The 16,007-nt window shown below is 48.0% G+C and carries 15 protein-coding genes and 1 riboswitch; all 15 genes read left to right on the forward strand.

The window, feature by feature from the left end; translation table 11 throughout:
• The first annotated feature begins 6 nt into the window (after positions 1-6).
• Positions 7-2,229, forward strand: coding sequence for a vitamin B12-dependent ribonucleotide reductase (locus HMPREF1705_RS06635; protein ID WP_009201579.1), 2,223 nt, complete (start codon positions 7-9; stop codon positions 2,227-2,229).
• Between the two features lie 12 nt (positions 2,230-2,241).
• Positions 2,242-3,168 carry an HlyD family efflux transporter periplasmic adaptor subunit gene (locus HMPREF1705_RS06640; protein ID WP_009201578.1) on the forward strand — a complete coding sequence of 309 codons (927 nt, stop codon included), beginning with the start codon at positions 2,242-2,244 and terminating at the stop codon, positions 3,166-3,168.
• The gene (locus HMPREF1705_RS06645) at positions 3,165-3,869 is read left to right on the forward strand and encodes a YggS family pyridoxal phosphate-dependent enzyme (protein WP_009201577.1); all 705 of its coding nucleotides are present in this window, start codon (positions 3,165-3,167) and stop codon (positions 3,867-3,869) included. Before HMPREF1705_RS06640 ends, HMPREF1705_RS06645 begins: the two co-directional genes overlap by 4 nt.
• A gap of 25 nt (positions 3,870-3,894) precedes the next feature.
• Entirely contained in the window at positions 3,895-4,275 is a 381-nt protein-coding gene (locus HMPREF1705_RS06650; protein ID WP_009201576.1) for a cell division protein SepF, read from the forward strand.
• On the forward strand, positions 4,268-4,732 hold the full coding sequence (locus HMPREF1705_RS06655; RefSeq protein ID WP_009201575.1) for a DivIVA domain-containing protein: 465 nt from the start codon (positions 4,268-4,270) through the stop codon (positions 4,730-4,732). Before HMPREF1705_RS06650 ends, HMPREF1705_RS06655 begins: the two co-directional genes overlap by 8 nt.
• Positions 4,719-6,809, forward strand: coding sequence for an ATP-dependent DNA helicase RecG (gene recG, locus HMPREF1705_RS06660; RefSeq protein WP_009201574.1), 2,091 nt, complete (start codon positions 4,719-4,721; stop codon positions 6,807-6,809). Before HMPREF1705_RS06655 ends, recG begins: the two co-directional genes overlap by 14 nt.
• 92 nt (positions 6,810-6,901) lie before the next feature.
• Positions 6,902-8,293, forward strand: a complete 1,392-nt coding sequence (locus HMPREF1705_RS06665; RefSeq protein ID WP_009201573.1) for a sodium-dependent transporter — start codon at positions 6,902-6,904, stop codon at positions 8,291-8,293.
• A gap of 91 nt (positions 8,294-8,384) precedes the next feature.
• Positions 8,385-9,878: a sodium-dependent transporter gene (locus HMPREF1705_RS06670; RefSeq protein ID WP_009201572.1), complete on the forward strand. Its 1,494-nt coding sequence runs from the start codon at positions 8,385-8,387 to the stop codon at positions 9,876-9,878.
• Positions 9,879-10,245: 367 nt separating this feature from the next.
• On the forward strand, positions 10,246-11,784 hold the full coding sequence (gene rny / locus HMPREF1705_RS06675; protein WP_009201571.1) for a ribonuclease Y: 1,539 nt from the start codon (positions 10,246-10,248) through the stop codon (positions 11,782-11,784).
• 8 nt (positions 11,785-11,792) lie between these two features.
• Positions 11,793-12,584 (forward strand): TIGR00282 family metallophosphoesterase, encoded by a 792-nt coding sequence (locus HMPREF1705_RS06680; RefSeq protein ID WP_009201570.1) that lies wholly within the window; start codon positions 11,793-11,795, stop codon positions 12,582-12,584.
• Between the two features lie 113 nt (positions 12,585-12,697).
• Positions 12,698-12,940, forward strand: a complete 243-nt coding sequence (locus tag HMPREF1705_RS06685) for a HypC/HybG/HupF family hydrogenase formation chaperone (protein WP_040348190.1) — start codon at positions 12,698-12,700, stop codon at positions 12,938-12,940.
• Positions 12,912-13,997: a hydrogenase formation protein HypD gene (gene hypD, locus HMPREF1705_RS06690; protein WP_040348187.1), complete on the forward strand. Its 1,086-nt coding sequence runs from the start codon at positions 12,912-12,914 to the stop codon at positions 13,995-13,997. Before HMPREF1705_RS06685 ends, hypD begins: the two co-directional genes overlap by 29 nt.
• 2 nt (positions 13,998-13,999) lie before the next feature.
• Entirely contained in the window at positions 14,000-14,977 is a 978-nt protein-coding gene (hypE, locus tag HMPREF1705_RS06695; protein WP_009201567.1) for a hydrogenase expression/formation protein HypE, read from the forward strand.
• A gap of 78 nt (positions 14,978-15,055) precedes the next feature.
• Positions 15,056-15,157, forward strand: a riboswitch (glycine riboswitch).
• A 119-nt stretch (positions 15,158-15,276) separates the two neighbouring features.
• Positions 15,277-15,699: a GrdX family protein gene (locus HMPREF1705_RS06700; protein WP_111089583.1), complete on the forward strand. Its 423-nt coding sequence runs from the start codon at positions 15,277-15,279 to the stop codon at positions 15,697-15,699.
• Entirely contained in the window at positions 15,677-15,997 is a 321-nt protein-coding gene (locus tag HMPREF1705_RS06705) for a thioredoxin family protein (RefSeq protein ID WP_040348186.1), read from the forward strand. Before HMPREF1705_RS06700 ends, HMPREF1705_RS06705 begins: the two co-directional genes overlap by 23 nt.
• The last annotated feature ends 10 nt before the right edge of the window (positions 15,998-16,007 follow it).

Here is a 16,007-nt window from a genome sequence, read left to right on the forward strand (position 1 = left end):
TTAGACATGTCCAGCGGAGCGCGTATAAAACCTTCTTTTTCTGAAAATGCGACTAAAGTATTAGAGCGTAGATATTTATTGAAAGACGAGAAAGGAAATCTCATAGAGACGCCGGAGGATATGCTATGGCGCGTAGCGAGCGCTATAGCAAAGGCAGAAAAAGCATTTGGCGATGAGGAGTCGGAGGAGGAGTGGGCCAATAAATTTTATGAAATGATGGCCAGTCTGGATTTTTTGCCCAATTCTCCAACGCTTATGAATGCAGGGACGCCCACTGCACAGCTGTCGGCCTGCTTTGTCCTTCCCGTGGGAGACAGTATGGATGAAATATTTGATGCCCTCAAGTATACTGCCCTCGTCCATAAATCAGGGGGAGGGACGGGCTTTAATTTTTCGTCTCTTCGTCCCTATGGTGATATCGTAAAGAGCACCAAGGGAGTCGCCTCTGGCCCGGTATCCTTTATGGAGCTTTTTGACCATACTACCGATGTGGTAAAGCAAGGAGGGATGAGGCGGGGCGCCAATATGGGGATCTTAAACGCCGATCATCCCGACGTCATAAAATTCGTCAAGGCAAAGATCGAAGAGGGGAAGTTGAAGAACTTCAATATTTCGGTGGGAACCACGCAAAAATTCATGAAAGCCGTATTAAATGATGAGGAGTGGGAGCTGGTAAACCCGCGGACTGGAGAAGTTGTCGATAAAGTTGGGGCACGAAATCTCTTTGATTTGCTCTGCGAGATGGCCTGGAAGACAGGCGACCCCGGGATAATATTTTTGGACAAAATTGAAGCTTCAAACCTTACTCCCAATTTGGGAAGCATTACTGCCACAAATCCCTGCGGCGAACAGCCCCTTTTGCCCTTTGAATCATGCAACTTGGGAAGCATTAACTTGTCTAATATGGTTCTACCTAAGGGGGAAATCGACTGGAGCAAACTGGAAAGAACGGTGCGCATTGCCGTACGTTTTCTCGATGACGTGATAGAGGTCAACCAGTTTCCCATAAAAGAGATTGCCGATATGACCATGTCGACGAGAAAAATCGGATTAGGAGTTATGGGCTGGGCTGACGTCCTGTTGAAGTTGCGCATTCCCTACGATAGCGATGAGGCGTTAAACCTTGCCCGTAAAGTTATGTCTTTCATCGCAAAGATCGGGCACGAAGAGAGCGCACGCTTAGCTGAAACTAGAGGACCTTTTCCGGCCTGGAAGGGGAGCAGATGGGAAGAAAAAGGGATGTTAATGAGAAATGCTACGGTGACAACCATTGCTCCTACGGGGACCATATCCCTCGTGGCTGAGGTATCGAGCGGTGTAGAGCCCGTCTTTGCGCTTGCCTACAGGCGTAAGGCCTTTGAGGGCGAAGCTAATCTGACTTACGTAAATGAAATTTTGCTGGATGCCCTTAGAGAGGAAAGACTTTATTCGGAAGCTCTGATCGAACTGATTTTGGAAAGAGGATCTTTAAAGGAACTCGATCTTCCCGACAGCTTAAAGAAAGTTTTTGTTACTGCCCACGATATTTCTCCTGAATGGCACGTGAGGATGCAGGCGGCATTTCAGGAATACACTGATAACGCCGTTAGCAAGACCATTAACATGCCCCACGAGGCTTCCGTAGATGATGTCAAGAAGGCATATTTGTTGGCCTATGAGCTGGGATGCAAGGGGATAACGATATTCAGGGACAGATGCAAAGAAGACCAGGTGCTTTACATAGGCACCGGCGAAGTGCCATCCTCCGAGGTGAAAGAGGAGCCGAAGGGTTTGGCGGGCAAAGGTTACGTAAAACCAAGGAGGCGACCGCCCCTTCTTTCGGGCAGGACGGTAAAGATAGGTACAAGTTACGGGAATCTTTATCTTACTTTGAACTTTATAGATGGACAGCCCTTTGAAGTTTTCGCCACTTTGGGAAAGTCGGGCAAGGACACTCAGGCCCACACTGAAGCTTTGGGGAGACTGATATCTCTTGCGCTTAGGAGCGATATACCCATAGACGAGATCATAAAACAACTCAAGGGTATTGGGGGAAGCAGCCCCTTTCTCGAAGGAGATGCCCTAATTTTGAGTTTGCCCGACGCAATCGCGAGAGGATTGGAGATGGCCCTCGGTAAGGCCGTCGAAGTAAACGAGGGAGGGGATATGTGTCCCGTATGCGGGGCTCCTTTAATTCATGCCGAAGGGTGCGAGCGCTGCACCGGTTGTGATTATAGCAGGTGTTCTTAAGAGCATGTCGAGATGAAAGAGGGCAAAAGCGCTAGTCAAACCGTATATGCGATATGGTGCGTAATTTTAGTCTCATTGGCCGCGACATTCTTTTTGGCCTGGCAAAATCACCATTACTATACGCACCCCAGTGTAGTGGCGGCGCAATCTGCCCTGTATATAGACGAATATCCCGTAGAAGGATGGTTGTTGTGGCAAGAAGAGGTGATCTCTGCTCCTTTGGATGGGACTCTAAAGTTCGTAAACGGAGGCAAGGTGGCAAGAGTCGCCAAAGGCGAAGCGATCGCAGTCGTTCAGGGCAGGGATCGGAGGGTAATTTGGGCGCCTGAGGCCGGATACTTCGTTCCGGCGCTGGACGGACAGGAGGGTAAGTGGAGTTTTGGTCGCCTATGGCTGGATTACGACGATTTGCCAAAAGAAGTAAGGGCAAAGCCTGTGCCGCAAGGGGTTGAGGTAAAAAAAGGCTCGCCAATCGGAAAGATCATACCATTGCCGCAGTCTTTGCGTTGCGTTTTTTACACATACCTGACTCCCAAAATTAAAGAAAATTTGGAGAGAAACTTTCTGTGGATCAGGTTTGATGAGCGGGATATACCCCTTAAAGTGGAGGTATTGGCTAAAGAAATTATTGGACTTAAAGCCAGGGTCAACATTTCCCTCATGCCCTATTTCCCAGCCCATTTGACCGTAGATCGCAAGCTCAGATTTATGATCTACGAGGGAAGAAGACAGGGAGTATTGGTGCCGGAGGAAAGCGTAATTTTCAAAGAGGGCAAACAGGGGGTATACGTTGTCTCCAAGGGTATGGTTGTTTTCAGAGAAATAAGCGGAGTGCCCACGGAGGATAAAATGTATTTCGTCGATGATGGATTATTGCCAGGGGAAATAGTCGTCTTGAAGGGCGATAAAGCCAGAGAGGGGAGGGTATTCCTTTGGTGAATTTATCGGACATACAAAAAAATCTCGAATCGGTAAAAGAACGAATCGCTAAAACAGCCGAAAGCGTCGGCAGGATGCCCGATCAAATTAAATTGATAGCAGTCACGAAAAATCAGCCCCTGGAAGCTATGTTACAAGCTTCTAGGAGCGGCCTGATAGATGGCATCGGGGAGAACAGGGTTCAGGAGGCGAAGGACAAGAAGGAGCGCTGGCCATCGGATTTGAAGCTACCCTGGCATATGATAGGACACTTGCAACGCAATAAAGCTAAACTGGCAATTCAATTATTTGATATAATACAAAGCATCGATAACATGGATCTTGCGGCAGTTTTAGAAAAAAGGCTGGCTGCACTGAAAAAGAACATGGAAGTACTTATAGAGGTCAACATATCGGGGGAAATTTCGAAATACGGCGTCGATCCCAAAGATGTTTCCTCTATGGCAGAATATATTTTAAGAAATTGCCCCAGTTTAAAACTGGTGGGTCTAATGGGCATAGGACCTTTGGTCAAAGACAGAGAAAAAATAATATCATCCTTTGTCCTGCTTCGTCGTCTTAAAGAAAAAACGGAGAAAGATATCGGCCTTCAATTGCACGAATTATCTATGGGCATGAGCGACGATTTCGAGCTTGCCATAAAGGAGGGGAGCACTATGGTACGCATAGGACGTGCCATATTCGGCCCCAGAGTGGACTAATAAATCTTTACTGGAGGAGAGGGGAATGCTCGAAAGATTTCTTGCTTTGTTGGGCATTTCGGAGCAAAAGGACGAAGATCTCTTAGAAGAGGAGTCGGAGGAAGAGAGCAGGGCTTCGGGCTCGCAATATGGCGAGGTAACCTTAATATACTGCAAAGGGTCAAAATGCGTCGAACGTAGGGAAGATTTGGCCGAAGCCCTTCATGGCGGTAAGATAGTAGTGATCGACTTGAAGGGGGTCGAGAAGGCAGAAGGACAAAGCGCTCTGGATTTCATTTGCGGTGTGGCATACGCCATGAGGGGTGTGGTTATGAGGATCGCTCCTGCGGTTTTTTTGGCCACTCCAAAACGAAACCTTGTCGATCTGTGGGAGGAGGAAAGGGTAGAGGCCAAAGATCATGAATGAAGTTTTATCCGCTCTTGACGTCATTAACAAGGATTTCAAAAGATCTCTGCGCGGTTATGACCCTGCAGAGGTCGATGACTTTCTGGATCTGGTCGCCGAGAGCCTTCACTTTTACGCGGAAAAGTGCCATGAACAGGAGCGCAGGATCGGACAGCTAGAGAGGCAGTTGGAGGACTACAGAAATTTAAGGGATTCTCTCCAAGAGGCGTTGCTCATGGCCCAACAAAGCGCCGACGATAAAGTTGAGGCAGCGAAAAGGGAGGCCGAAGCTATAGTCTCTGAGGCCAGGGCCAAGTCCGAAAAGATGCTTGAGGAGACGAGCCAGCTTTTAAATCAATATAAAATGGAGATCGAAAGGATGAAGAAGCTCAAGGTGGCCTTTGTGGCTGAGTTTAAGTCTATAATAAATAAATATGCTGAGATGATAGAGGCTGAAATGTCAGATGTCGAAGGTTAGTCCTGCAGAAGAAGAGCTCTTGTGCAAGAGCGTCAGATTTTTGAAGGGTGTAGGCCCTAAAAGGGCGTCGCTTTTGTCCAAGTTGGGGGTAGAAACCGTCGAGGACCTTTTGTATTTTTTCCCCCGGCGTTACGAGGACAGAAGACAAATAACGCCCATCAAATCTCTCGAGCCCGATTCCTATGCCGCCTTGCTCGTCAGAGTGGTTGGAGTGGAAAAAAAGATCACAAAAAAGCGCAACCTCAATCTTACTGTTGCCACAGTAACCGATGGTACCGATATTGCACAAGCTCTTTGGTTTAACAAGAGAGGGTTGGAAAATCTCCTTTCGATAGGCACTTTGGTCGCGCTTTTCGGAAAAATTAAAGAAAATTACGGGATGTTGCAGATATTAAATCCCGAATTTGAGATAATCGAAGAAGATGCTCTTCCTGAAGAAATGGGAAAGATAGTTCCTATATATCCTCTCACAGAGGGATTGAGCCAGAGATGGCTGAGGCTTTTGATAAGAAGAACTCTTTCGGAGTATCTGTCCTATGTGGAGGAGTTCCTGCCTGAGGATATCGTTTTACGTTACGGATTTCCACCGTTAAAGAAGGCTATCCTCGGATATCACTATCCTGATGACGAGAGGGGCTGGAAATCATGCAGAAAGAGGCTTGCTTTCGACGAGCTTTTTTTACTTCAATTAGGAGTGGCCATTAAAAGACGACAGATGGAAGAAGAAACCTCTGCGCCGAAACTCAGCTGTGGCGGGCCCCTACAAATGAAGTTCGTCGAAAATTGTCTAAACTTTAAACTCACCTCCGCACAGGAAATGGTTTTAGGAGATATATGTGTCGATATCTTCAGAAAAATTCCTATGAATCGTCTCTTGCAAGGCGACGTAGGTTCGGGAAAGACGGTCATAGCTGTGTTGGCCATGCTTGCTGCTGTAGATACTGGATATCAGGCAGCGATGATGGTTCCCACGGAAGTATTGGCAAACCAACATTATGCGAAAATAACAAATTGGCTGTCAAAGTTAAATGCCGAGGTCACCTTGCTAACTAGCTCCCTGACTCCCCAGGAGAGGGCCAAAAGGTACGAAGACATAAAGTCCGGAAGATCCAGGATAGTAATAGGGACTCACTCTTTGATCCAGGAAGGCGTGGAATTTCGAGAGTTGGGCCTGGTGGTGATAGACGAACAACACCGTTTCGGCGTGCTTCAGCGTCGAACTTTAATGGATAAGGGCAGCTATCCCCACACTTTAGTGATGACTGCTACGCCAATTCCCCGCACCTTGGCCCTGACCGTTTACGGCGATCTTTCGCTTTCGATAATCGATGAGCTGCCTCCGGGCAGAACTCCAGTGCGTACTCAGTGGATAGGAAAGGGCAAGTTAAAGGAGCTCTATGAATTCGTCAAAAAAAAACTCTTAGCGGGCAATCAGGTCTATTGGGTATGCCCCTTGATAGATGAAAGCGAATCCATTGATGCAACCTCTGTCCAGAAACGTTATCGATCTTTATGTGAAATATTTAGCGACTTTAAAGTAGGCTTGCTCCACGGTCGCCTTGGTGCTCCAGACAAAGACGAAACCTACCGTGCCTTTCTCCGCGGTGACTTAGATATATTGGTTGCCACAAGCGTTATAGAAGTGGGCATCGACGTAGCGAGGGCCAATATAATGGTCATAGAGGACGCCTACAGATTCGGCTTGTCTCAGCTTCATCAGCTTCGCGGAAGGGTAGGAAGGGGCGGCGGCCAAGGTTATTGTTTTCTATTGGGAGAAGCCCCGACGCCCGAGGCGAGGAAAAGATTTAAGGTTATGTGCTCAACCTCCGATGGGTTCGTTATAGCCGAGGAAGATTTGAAACTCAGGGGACCGGGTGCTTTTTGTGGCGTACGGCAGCACGGCATAACGGACTTCAGGGTAGCTGACCTCGTCAATGACGTTGATTTGTTGGATATAGCTCGCGAAGAAGCGCAAGTTTTAGTGGAAAACGATCCCTCCTTGGACAAATATCCCAAGCTTAGAGCACGGCTGATTTCAACGCTTGGTGAGACCCTTTCCCTTGCAATTACCGGATAGCTTATTACTGGTTCTTTAATTAACATACGCTTTACCGATTAGGGTTGTTGGTTCTTTAGCCCCAATTTACTTTATATCTAATATGCGATAAAATGATATACACAATAAAAAAGGAGGTGGTTAAAGTGGCCGAGAGGGAACAGTTGGCCTCAAGGCTGGGTTTTATTTTGGTATCTGCCGGTTGTGCCATAGGGCTGGGTAACGTTTGGCGATTCCCCTATATTACGGGACGATACGGTGGAGCGGCTTTTGTAATAGTTTATCTTATTTTTTTGGTTATATTGGGCCTTCCCATCATGGTTTGCGAATTTGCCATGGGGAGGGCGAGTCGAAGAAATTTGGCGGGCGCTATGCTCGCTCTTGAGCCTCCGGGCACCAAATGGCACATATACGGCTACCTGGGGGTAATGGGAAACATGATCCTGATGATGTTTTATACGACCGTAGCAGGATGGGGCCTGGCCTACACTTACTTTATGGCGGCGGGGCGGCTATCTCTCCTTTCTCCTGAAGAAGTAGGCAACTTCTTTGGTTCCTTCATATCCAACGCTCCTGCGTTAACCCTGTGGATGGCTCTTGCTGTCGTCATCGGCTTTCTTGTTTGTTCGATAGGTCTTCAGGCTGGAGTTGAACGGGTTACCAAGATATTGATGTCCGGCCTATTTTTATTGCTAATCGTTCTTATCATACGTTCCGTTACTTTGCCCGGCGCTGAAAAGGGCTTGGCCTTTTACCTTAAACCTGATTTTTCCAAGCTAAATTGGGAAGCGGTTTATGCAGCCATGAGCCAGGCCTTCTTTACATTAAGTCTGGGCATAGGAAGCATGTTGATATTCGGAAGTTATCTGAGCAGAGAGAGGACGCTTGCCGGGGAGTCGGTTTACGTGGTGATTCTGGATACCCTTATAGCCCTGATGGCTGGATTGGTCATATTCCCGGCCTGCTTTGCCTTCGGAGTGGATGCCGGAGCCGGCCCAGGATTGATCTTCGTGACCCTTCCAAACGTATTTAACTCCATGATGGGTGGAAGGCTGTGGGGGACGCTTTTCTTCGTCTTCCTCTCCTTTGCCTCCCTCACCACGGTCATAGCAGTTTTTGAGCATCTTATCGCCTTTACAATGGATGAATGGAAGTGGAGCCGAAAAAAAGCTTCTTACATCGGCATAGTTGTCATGTTCATAGCTTCTCTTCCCTGCGTTTTGGGTTTTGGCCCTTGGAGCGGTTTTCAGCCCTTCGGCGAAGGAACCGTGGTGCTGGATTTGGAGGACTTTATAGTCAGCTTCAACCTCCTTCCCATCGGCTCCCTCATTTTCGTGCTCTTTTGCACTTCCAAATACGGTTGGGGTTGGAACAACTTCATAAAGGAAGCTAACACCGGAATAGGCCCTAAATTTCCCGAGGGTTTAAGGGGCTATATGACCTACGTTTTGCCTGTTATAATTGCCGTTATATTGGTTATGGGCTACATCCAGTTCTTCAGTTAACGAGAGGGGTGGTGGAGGGCGCGTAAAGATGCTTAAATGCTTTTGATGTTTTTTAGGATATTTTACTATTATTAAAAAGGAGGAGAGGAAGATGGCTGAAGCCGGCAGAGAAAAGTTTTTAAAGCGGCGTCATATGATTTTTGCTGCGATAGGATCTGCGATCGGTTTGGGTAACGTCTGGCGTTTCCCCTATATGTGTTACGAATACGGAGGAGCTGCCTTTTTGGTAGCTTACATAATCGGTCTTTTTGCCATCGGGATTCCCTGGCTTCTTACCGAGTTTGGGATGGGGCATTACTTCCAAAAGGGGGCTCCAGGGGTGTTTCGCAGCATCGGTAAAAAATGGGAATGGGTCGGGTGGTTTCCAAGCATATCGGCCTTTTTGATCGATACTTATTATTGCGTCATCATGGCTTGGACTTTAATTTACATGTTTAGTTCGATGACTTTGGCTTGGGGTGCCGGAGAAGCTGGCGCTCACCAGGCTGGGGATTATTTTTTCAAAACAGTGCTCAACCTTTCTGAGAGCCCAGGAGAGCTGGGCGGCTTGCAGTGGCCAATCGTCGGAGCTTTGGCCTTCACCTGGATTATAATTTATTTCGTAATATACCGTGGGGCCGAGATCGTCGGAAAGGTATCGGAAGTTGTCATGGTTCTGGCCTGGGTTTTGATCATAGCTATATTGATCAGAAGCTTGACCCTACCCGGTGCGGTTGATGGACTAAATTACTACCTTGACATCGATTGGTCTGTATTGAAAGGTGCCGATGTGTGGTTTGCAGCTTTTAGCCAAATAGCCTTCTCGCTTTCGGTTGGTATGGCGGGAATGTATGCCTATGGACGTTTCATCGCAAGGAAGGGAGATATTACGAACAATACAATGATCACCGCATTTTGCGACAGCGGCTTTGCCTTTCTGACAGGTTTTGCCGTCTTCAGCACCGTTGGCTATATCATGCAAGCTCTTGGCGTATCCCTCCAGGATGTTACTATTGCTGGAATAGGGCTTGCCTTTGTGACCTATCCGGTAGGCATATCCCTGATGCCTGCTTTGAATCGCCTCACTGGAGTTCTGTTCTTTATCATGTTCTGGATCATCGGGCTAAGTTCGGCCTACTATCTTGCCTACGCCGGATATATAGTACCCATGATCGACAAGTTTGGCTGGCAGAGAAAAAAGGTAGCCTTTTGGGGTTGTCTCGTTGGATTTTTGGTGGGGCTCATTTATTGTACCCAGGGCGGCCTTTATTGGCTTGACATCGTCGATAGGACCGTGGCTTTCTACACGCTGTTGATAGGTGGTGCCATAGCTTCCCTGGTCGTCGGTTGGGTATTCGGAGCCGATAAGCTCCGCGAACACGTAAACGCTACCTCTGACATCAAGGTTGGTCCCTGGCTGGACTTTCTTATTAAGGTAGTAGTCCCGGCAGGTCTCCTTTTTGTGGTCGTTTACGGGGGCTTTATGCAGGATCTCAAGGAACCTTACGGCGGATACGGCAGTTGGTCTAACTTCATATGGATCCTCATGGTCATAGTGCTTGTGGCTAGCTTCGTATTGCAGAGTATGAAATCCAAGACGGAATAAAAAGGAGGGAGGTAAGATGACGAGTGCTGCTATCGGAACGACGGTGTTCATGGCTGTTGTTCTTATAGGTGGATTGATCTTTTGCTCCAGCAGAATGGGCAAGGGAGGAGGAGGGTGGGAGGATTAAGAAAAGATTTACGTACTTTCTTCCATCCCTCATAAAAAGATACATCTCATCGGAGTCGGGAAAGAATTTTCTTTCCCGACTTTTTGTTGTATGGGGATTTTTGGGATCGCCCTTGTGGTATTATGAGACATTCTGTAAAATAATGCGCAGGATATACTTCCTGTGCTTTAAGTAAAACTGACTCGAAGAAGATGCTAATTTGTCTTGTACCTTGACAATTGAATGAGGGGTGATCTTTAAATGGGATTTGTTGTGATCGCATCGATCGTATTAGTCGGCGCGGCGGGAGTTGCTGTCGGCTATTACGTTCGAAAATTTCATGATGAAAAAAAGGTTTTAAGCACAAAGAAAATTGTTGACCAAATTCTGGATGAAGCAAAAAGAGAGGCCGATACGAAGAAGAGAGAGATCCTTGCCGAGGCCAGAGAAGAAGCGCTTAAGATTCGGCATGAGGTAGAAAGAGAGATCAGAGAGCGGCGAAGCGAACTTCAAAGAGCCGAAAGAAGGATCGAGCAAAGAGAGGAAACTCTCGACAGAAAACTCGAGGGTTTGACCAGGAAGGAAGAAGAATTAAAGGCAAAACTGGCAGAAGCCGAAAGGGCAAAAGCAGAAGCCGAAATGCTTTTACATGAACAGGTGCATAAACTGGAAGAAATAGCGGGACTTTCCAGAGAAGAGGCCAAAGAACTTCTCCTCAAAGAGGTGGAAGAGGAAGCATCCTGTTCTATCGGTTTGAAATTAAAAGAGCTGGAAGAGACCTTTAAGCGTGAGGCCGACAGGAAGGCCCGAGAGATTATAACTACGGCGATTCAGCGTTGTTCCGTCGATCATACATCGGAAGTCACGGTAAGCGTCGTTAATTTGCCATCCGATGATATGAAAGGCAGGATAATAGGCAGGGAAGGAAGGAATATCAGAGCCTTCGAGAGCTTGACGGGTGTTGACCTGATCGTGGACGACACGCCGGAGGCGGTGACGCTAAGCTGTTTTGATCCGGTAAGGCGCGAGATTGCCCGAATTTCTCTGGAGAGGTTGATATTGGACGGTAGGATTCATCCTGCCAGAATAGAGGAAATCGTCGAAAAGGTGGGCAAGGAAGTGGAAGAACACATGCTCGAGGTAGCCGAAAACGCGTTGCTCGAGGCCAACGTAGAGGGGGTACATCCCGAGATAGTGAAGACCTTGGGCAGGCTTGCATATAGATCAAGCTACGGCCAAAATGCCCTGGCACATAGCTTGGAAGTGGCACATTTGGCAGGGGTCATGGCATCTGAACTCGGATTGGATGAGAGGCTTGCGAAAAGGGCTGGATTGTTGCATGATCTGGGCAAGGCCATAGATTGCCAGGTTGAGGGTTCCCATGCCTTGATAGGAGCTGATCTTGCTAAACGTTACGGCGAGTCGCATGTCATAGTGAACGCGATTGCCGCACACCATGAGGATGAGGAGCCAAAAAGCGTATATGCCGTTTTGGTGTTGGCTGCCGATGCCATAAGCGCCTCAAGGCCGGGAGCAAGGCGGGAGAGCATAGAGGCCTATATAAGAAGGCTGGAGAAGCTGGAAGAGTTGGCTTCTTCCTTCGATGGGGTTGAAAAAGCTTATGCCATTCAAGCGGGAAGGGAAGTGCGCGTAATGGTCTCGCCCGAAGCCGGCGATAACGGTGCGATATACAAAATTGCATACGATGTTGCCCGAAGGATAGAAGAAGAGTTGAAGTATCCTGGCCAGATCAAGGTAACGGTAATTAAGGAATTACGAGCAATCGAGCTCGCAAAGTAGGAATTCTCATGAGAGTCTTGTTTGTGGGAGATATCGTAGGCAGGCCTGGGCGTAAGGCTCTTCAGAAGTTTTTGCCGAAGGTCCGAAGAGAGCATGGCCCATTTGATTTTGTTATAGCTAACGTTGAAAATGCTGCCGGCGGTTTCGGCATCACTCAAAAGATCTTGGATGAGTTATTGGCAGTGGGGATCGATTGCATGACCTCGGGCAATCATATATGGGATAAAAAAGAAGGCGTCTCCCTTTTGGACACGGAGCCCAGGTTGTTGCGTCCTGCCAATTATCCCCCCGGTTGCCCCGGACGCTGGTGTATGACTTTGGATGGTGAGGCGGGCAGGTTGGTTGTGCTTAATCTGATAGGTCGCACTTTTATGTTCGACGTGGATTGTCCCTTTAGGAGGGCCGACGAAATTCTACAAGACATCGCAGTTCCTGTGTTAGTAGACTTTCATGCTGAGGCTACCTCAGAAAAGAGGGCCCTTGCACTTTACCTCGACGGGCGGATATCTGCATTGTTGGGTACCCATACGCACGTTGCCACGGCTGACGAAGAGATACTCGATGGCGGAACTGCCTTTATAACCGACGTGGGAATGACGGGAGGGCACGCCGGAGTCATCGGGATGCAGAAAGATTCGGTAATAAGTCGGTTTTTGACGGCGATGCCGGCGCGATTTGAGGCATGCAACGAAGATTTGCGGCTGAACGGAGCTTGTATAGATATAGACCCGTCGAGTGGGAAAGCCTTGAGCATTCGAAGGATAAGCGTGAGAGAAGGCTGTGAAACCCCGAATGAATAGAATCTTCGATTATTATGATATATTATGATTCCGATGTGGCGTAAATTACGGAAAAAGCGGGGCCTTGGTAAGGTCCCGCTTTTTAATGAAAAATATAGGGAGGCATGAGGAAAATGTGTCTTGCAATTCCTCACAGGATAGAGGAGGTTTTGGATTCAAGCAGGGCTGTCGCCCGCACTGGGTCGTTGCGAGTGGAAGTGAGGACGGACCTGGTGGATGAGATCAACGTAGGGGACGTTGTGTTAGTGCACGCTGGTTTTGTCATTGAAAAGTGCGAAGAAAGGGATGGTCGGGAATTAGAAGAATTATGGAAAGAAGTGTTGAAAGTTGCTAGTCAAGGGCGCAGTGAAAGATAAAATTGAATTACTTCGGCGTGCGCTAACTTTTTTTGCTGAACGTCCAATGACGTTTATGGAAGTTTGCGGTACTCACACGGTCGCTATTTATAGGAGCGGCATAAGGTCTTTATTGCCGCCCGATATTTCGCTGGTCTCCGGTCCGGGTTGTCCCGTTTGCGTGACGGATCAGGGAGAGATAGATGTCGCAATAAAACTTGCCGGCAAAGGGGATTTGATCTTCGCTACCTACGGCGATATGCTGCGCGTTCCTGGCACGAAGGGTTCGCTGCAGAGCCTGAGGGCACATGGCGCCGATGTTCGTGTCGTGAGGTCGGCAGACGAGGCCTTGTCGTTAGCCCTTAAAAACCCCGTTAAGGAGGTGGTTTTTTTGGGAGTTGGCTTTGAAACCACCGCTCCTTCCACTGCAGCCATGGTCATTGAGGCGATGGATAGGGGTGTGCAAAATTTTTCCGTCCTTTCATTTCATAAACTGGTCCCTCCTGCTCTACGACTACTTGCCGAGTCAGAGGAATTGCAAGTTGACGGCTTTTTGCTTCCGGGACACGTGAGCGTTGTGCTGGGAGCAGAACCTTACCAATTTTTACCCAGGGATTTCGATATTGCCTGTGCAATAGTTGGCTTTGAGCCTTTGGATATAATGGAGGGGTTGGTTGAGCTGGCCCGCCAGGTAAGCGAAAGTGATTTCAAGGTCAGCCTCTTGTACTCGAGAGCCGTTAGGCCCCAGGGGAACGCAAAAGCTAAAGGGTTGATAGAAGAAGTATTCGATAAATGCGATTCAAAGTGGCGTGGTTTGGGGCCTATCGAAAGGTCGGGACTGAAGTTGAAGGGCGATTTTGCCCGGTTTGATGCTCTTTTGAAGTTCGACTTGAAGATCGAGGATGTCCCTCTCCCCCAAGGTTGCAAGTGTGGTGAAGTATTGATGGGCAAGATAACTCCAAAAGAATGCCCCCTTTTCTCTAAGCTATGCAGGCCCGATACCCCTGTTGGTCCCTGTATGGTATCGAGTGAGGGAAGCTGTGCAGCATGTTATAAGTACGATTATAGGGTGATGTAGCGATGTTCATCGAAATAAAACACGGAAGCGGTGGCAGGCCCACCCAAGAGCTTATCAAGGAGATCCTCGAAATATATCAGGATCAAAGCGTTAATGATTTGGAAGATTGTGCTTTAATTGAAAACGGCATAGGCGTAACGATTGACGGTTTTACTGTAAGCCCTCGGTTTTTCCCGGGAGGAGATATTGGGAAACTCGCTATCTGCGGAAGTACTAACGATTTAGCCGTCAGAGGGGTAAAGCCAAATTATGTTGCAGTAAGTTTCTTAATAGAAGAGGGATTGCCAAAGGACGAGCTCTTTAGAGCCGTCGATAGCGCCTATCGTGTCAGCAAGGAATTGGATGTCAAGTTCATCGCCGGCGATACCAAGGTGCTGCCCAAAGGACAGGCTGACGGCATTTATATAACCTGTTGTGCCCTGGGTCAATCCGTGACGGATCGTCCCTGGGGTGTCAATGAGCTTTCACCGGGAGATGTCATCATTGCCACCGGTCCTATCGGACAACACGGTGCTCTTATAGCCGCGCTCCGCTACGGCCTTGATGTGGATGAATTGGAAAGTGACTGTGCGCCTCTGTGGCCTTTAATGGAACCTCTGACAAAGATACCGGGCGTAAAGTGCGCAAGAGATTGTACGCGAGGCGGTTTGGGAACGGTCCTGTGCGAATGGGCCGAGGGTGCCTCCTTGGGCATTGAAATTGATGAAGATCTCATCCCACTGACCCGACAGGTAATCTCCCTAGCCGACGTCTTGGGCTTTGACGTGTTGCACCTCGCCTGCGAAGGTACAGCTGTCATCGCCGTGGATCCCGACTGCCTGCATGAAGTCCTTTCTTCTTTGAAAGAGAAGGCACCCCTCTGTTCTGTTATAGGCAAGGTCGCTGATGAACATGTCGGAATTGTCGGACTTAAGACCAGCATCGGCGGCATGCGCGTCGTCGACATGCCCTTGGGAGAGATGGTTCCCAGAATATGTTAGGCTGGAAATATGTTTGAGATATTCGGCCTTGACTTTGTGAAATGATATATATAAAATAAAGTATGTAAGAATACCCGGATGAGCACCGCAAGAGATATCTCGCTTGAAGGAAAGCGAGGAGCCGAAGGTGCAAGGGCAGCGATGCCCCAATCTCTCAGGCAAAAGGATTGCGGTGTGACGGAACCCTGGAAAAGATTTCTTTAGAGATCTACCAAAAGGGCAAGCCATATGATTGCTTATGGTGAATCCCTGGGGGTGAAGAGGACAGGGGCCAAATGGACCGAGGAGGGATTTGGCGCATGTCCTTTTTTTATGAAGTTGTAACGAACAATCCTCGACTGAAGCACATCGCAGGATGCGTATATCTAGAAGGCTGTCCTTTAGATGTGTTGGCGATGTTGCGCGATAAGGTCCATGACGGATATAGGCTTATCTCCCATCCTCTGACGGGAAATATCCCTCCGGGAAGAAGGCTTTATTTAACTGTGCTTCTGGCCAGTTCCACATCTGACGATGATTTCGTCGATCAGGAATCTCTTAATTTAATCGAAAGAGCCCTCGAAATTTACGAAAGGGTAGATCGTAATCATATCGATTTGGATCCAAGTTCGATAGAGGATATGCAATTCCTCGACGAACAGCTCATGATGCCGGTGTTTTATCAATATGGAATCTTATCAATAGGGAGGTGCACTGAAATTGATCGAATTGAACAAGGATAATTTTGAAAGCGAAGTTTTGCAAAGCGATCTTCCAGTCGTGGTGGATCTTTGGGGACCCAAATGCGGACCTTGCCTTGCTCTGATGCCTCAGGTAGAGGAGCTTTCTTCTCAATATGACGGCAAAGTAAAGTTCTGTAAACTAAACGTAGCTGAGAATCGTCGTTTGGTGATCAGTTTAAAGGTCATGGGGGTTCCTACCTTTCTCTTCTATAAAGAGGGAGAGTTAAAGGACAGGATAAGCGGAGAAGAGGTCACTATAGAAGCTATTAAGGAGCGAATGGAAAAGTTATTGCAGTAGCATTCCGTTT

It is taken from the genome of Acetomicrobium hydrogeniformans ATCC BAA-1850, assembly GCF_000160455.2.
Lineage (GTDB): Bacteria > Synergistota > Synergistia > Synergistales > Acetomicrobiaceae > Acetomicrobium > Acetomicrobium thermoterrenum.

Coding starts and splice junctions, on each gene's coding strand:
- HMPREF1705_RS06670 (WP_009201572.1), top strand. CDS start 8,385: ATGGCTGAAGCCGGCAGAGAAAAGTTTTTAAAGCGGCGTCATATGATT.
- rny (WP_009201571.1), top strand. CDS start 10,246: ATGGGATTTGTTGTGATCGCATCGATCGTATTAGTCGGCGCGGCGGGA.
- HMPREF1705_RS06655 (WP_009201575.1), top strand. CDS start 4,268: ATGAATGAAGTTTTATCCGCTCTTGACGTCATTAACAAGGATTTCAAA.
- HMPREF1705_RS06640 (WP_009201578.1), top strand. CDS start 2,242: ATGAAAGAGGGCAAAAGCGCTAGTCAAACCGTATATGCGATATGGTGC.
- HMPREF1705_RS06680 (WP_009201570.1), top strand. CDS start 11,793: ATGAGAGTCTTGTTTGTGGGAGATATCGTAGGCAGGCCTGGGCGTAAG.
- HMPREF1705_RS06665 (WP_009201573.1), top strand. CDS start 6,902: ATGATATACACAATAAAAAAGGAGGTGGTTAAAGTGGCCGAGAGGGAA.
- recG (WP_009201574.1), top strand. CDS start 4,719: ATGTCGAAGGTTAGTCCTGCAGAAGAAGAGCTCTTGTGCAAGAGCGTC.
- HMPREF1705_RS06650 (WP_009201576.1), top strand. CDS start 3,895: ATGCTCGAAAGATTTCTTGCTTTGTTGGGCATTTCGGAGCAAAAGGAC.
- hypE (WP_009201567.1), top strand. CDS start 14,000: ATGTTCATCGAAATAAAACACGGAAGCGGTGGCAGGCCCACCCAAGAG.
- HMPREF1705_RS06635 (WP_009201579.1), top strand. CDS start 7: ATGTCCAGCGGAGCGCGTATAAAACCTTCTTTTTCTGAAAATGCGACT.
- HMPREF1705_RS06685 (WP_040348190.1), top strand. CDS start 12,698: ATGTGTCTTGCAATTCCTCACAGGATAGAGGAGGTTTTGGATTCAAGC.
- HMPREF1705_RS06700 (WP_111089583.1), top strand. CDS start 15,277: ATGTCCTTTTTTTATGAAGTTGTAACGAACAATCCTCGACTGAAGCAC.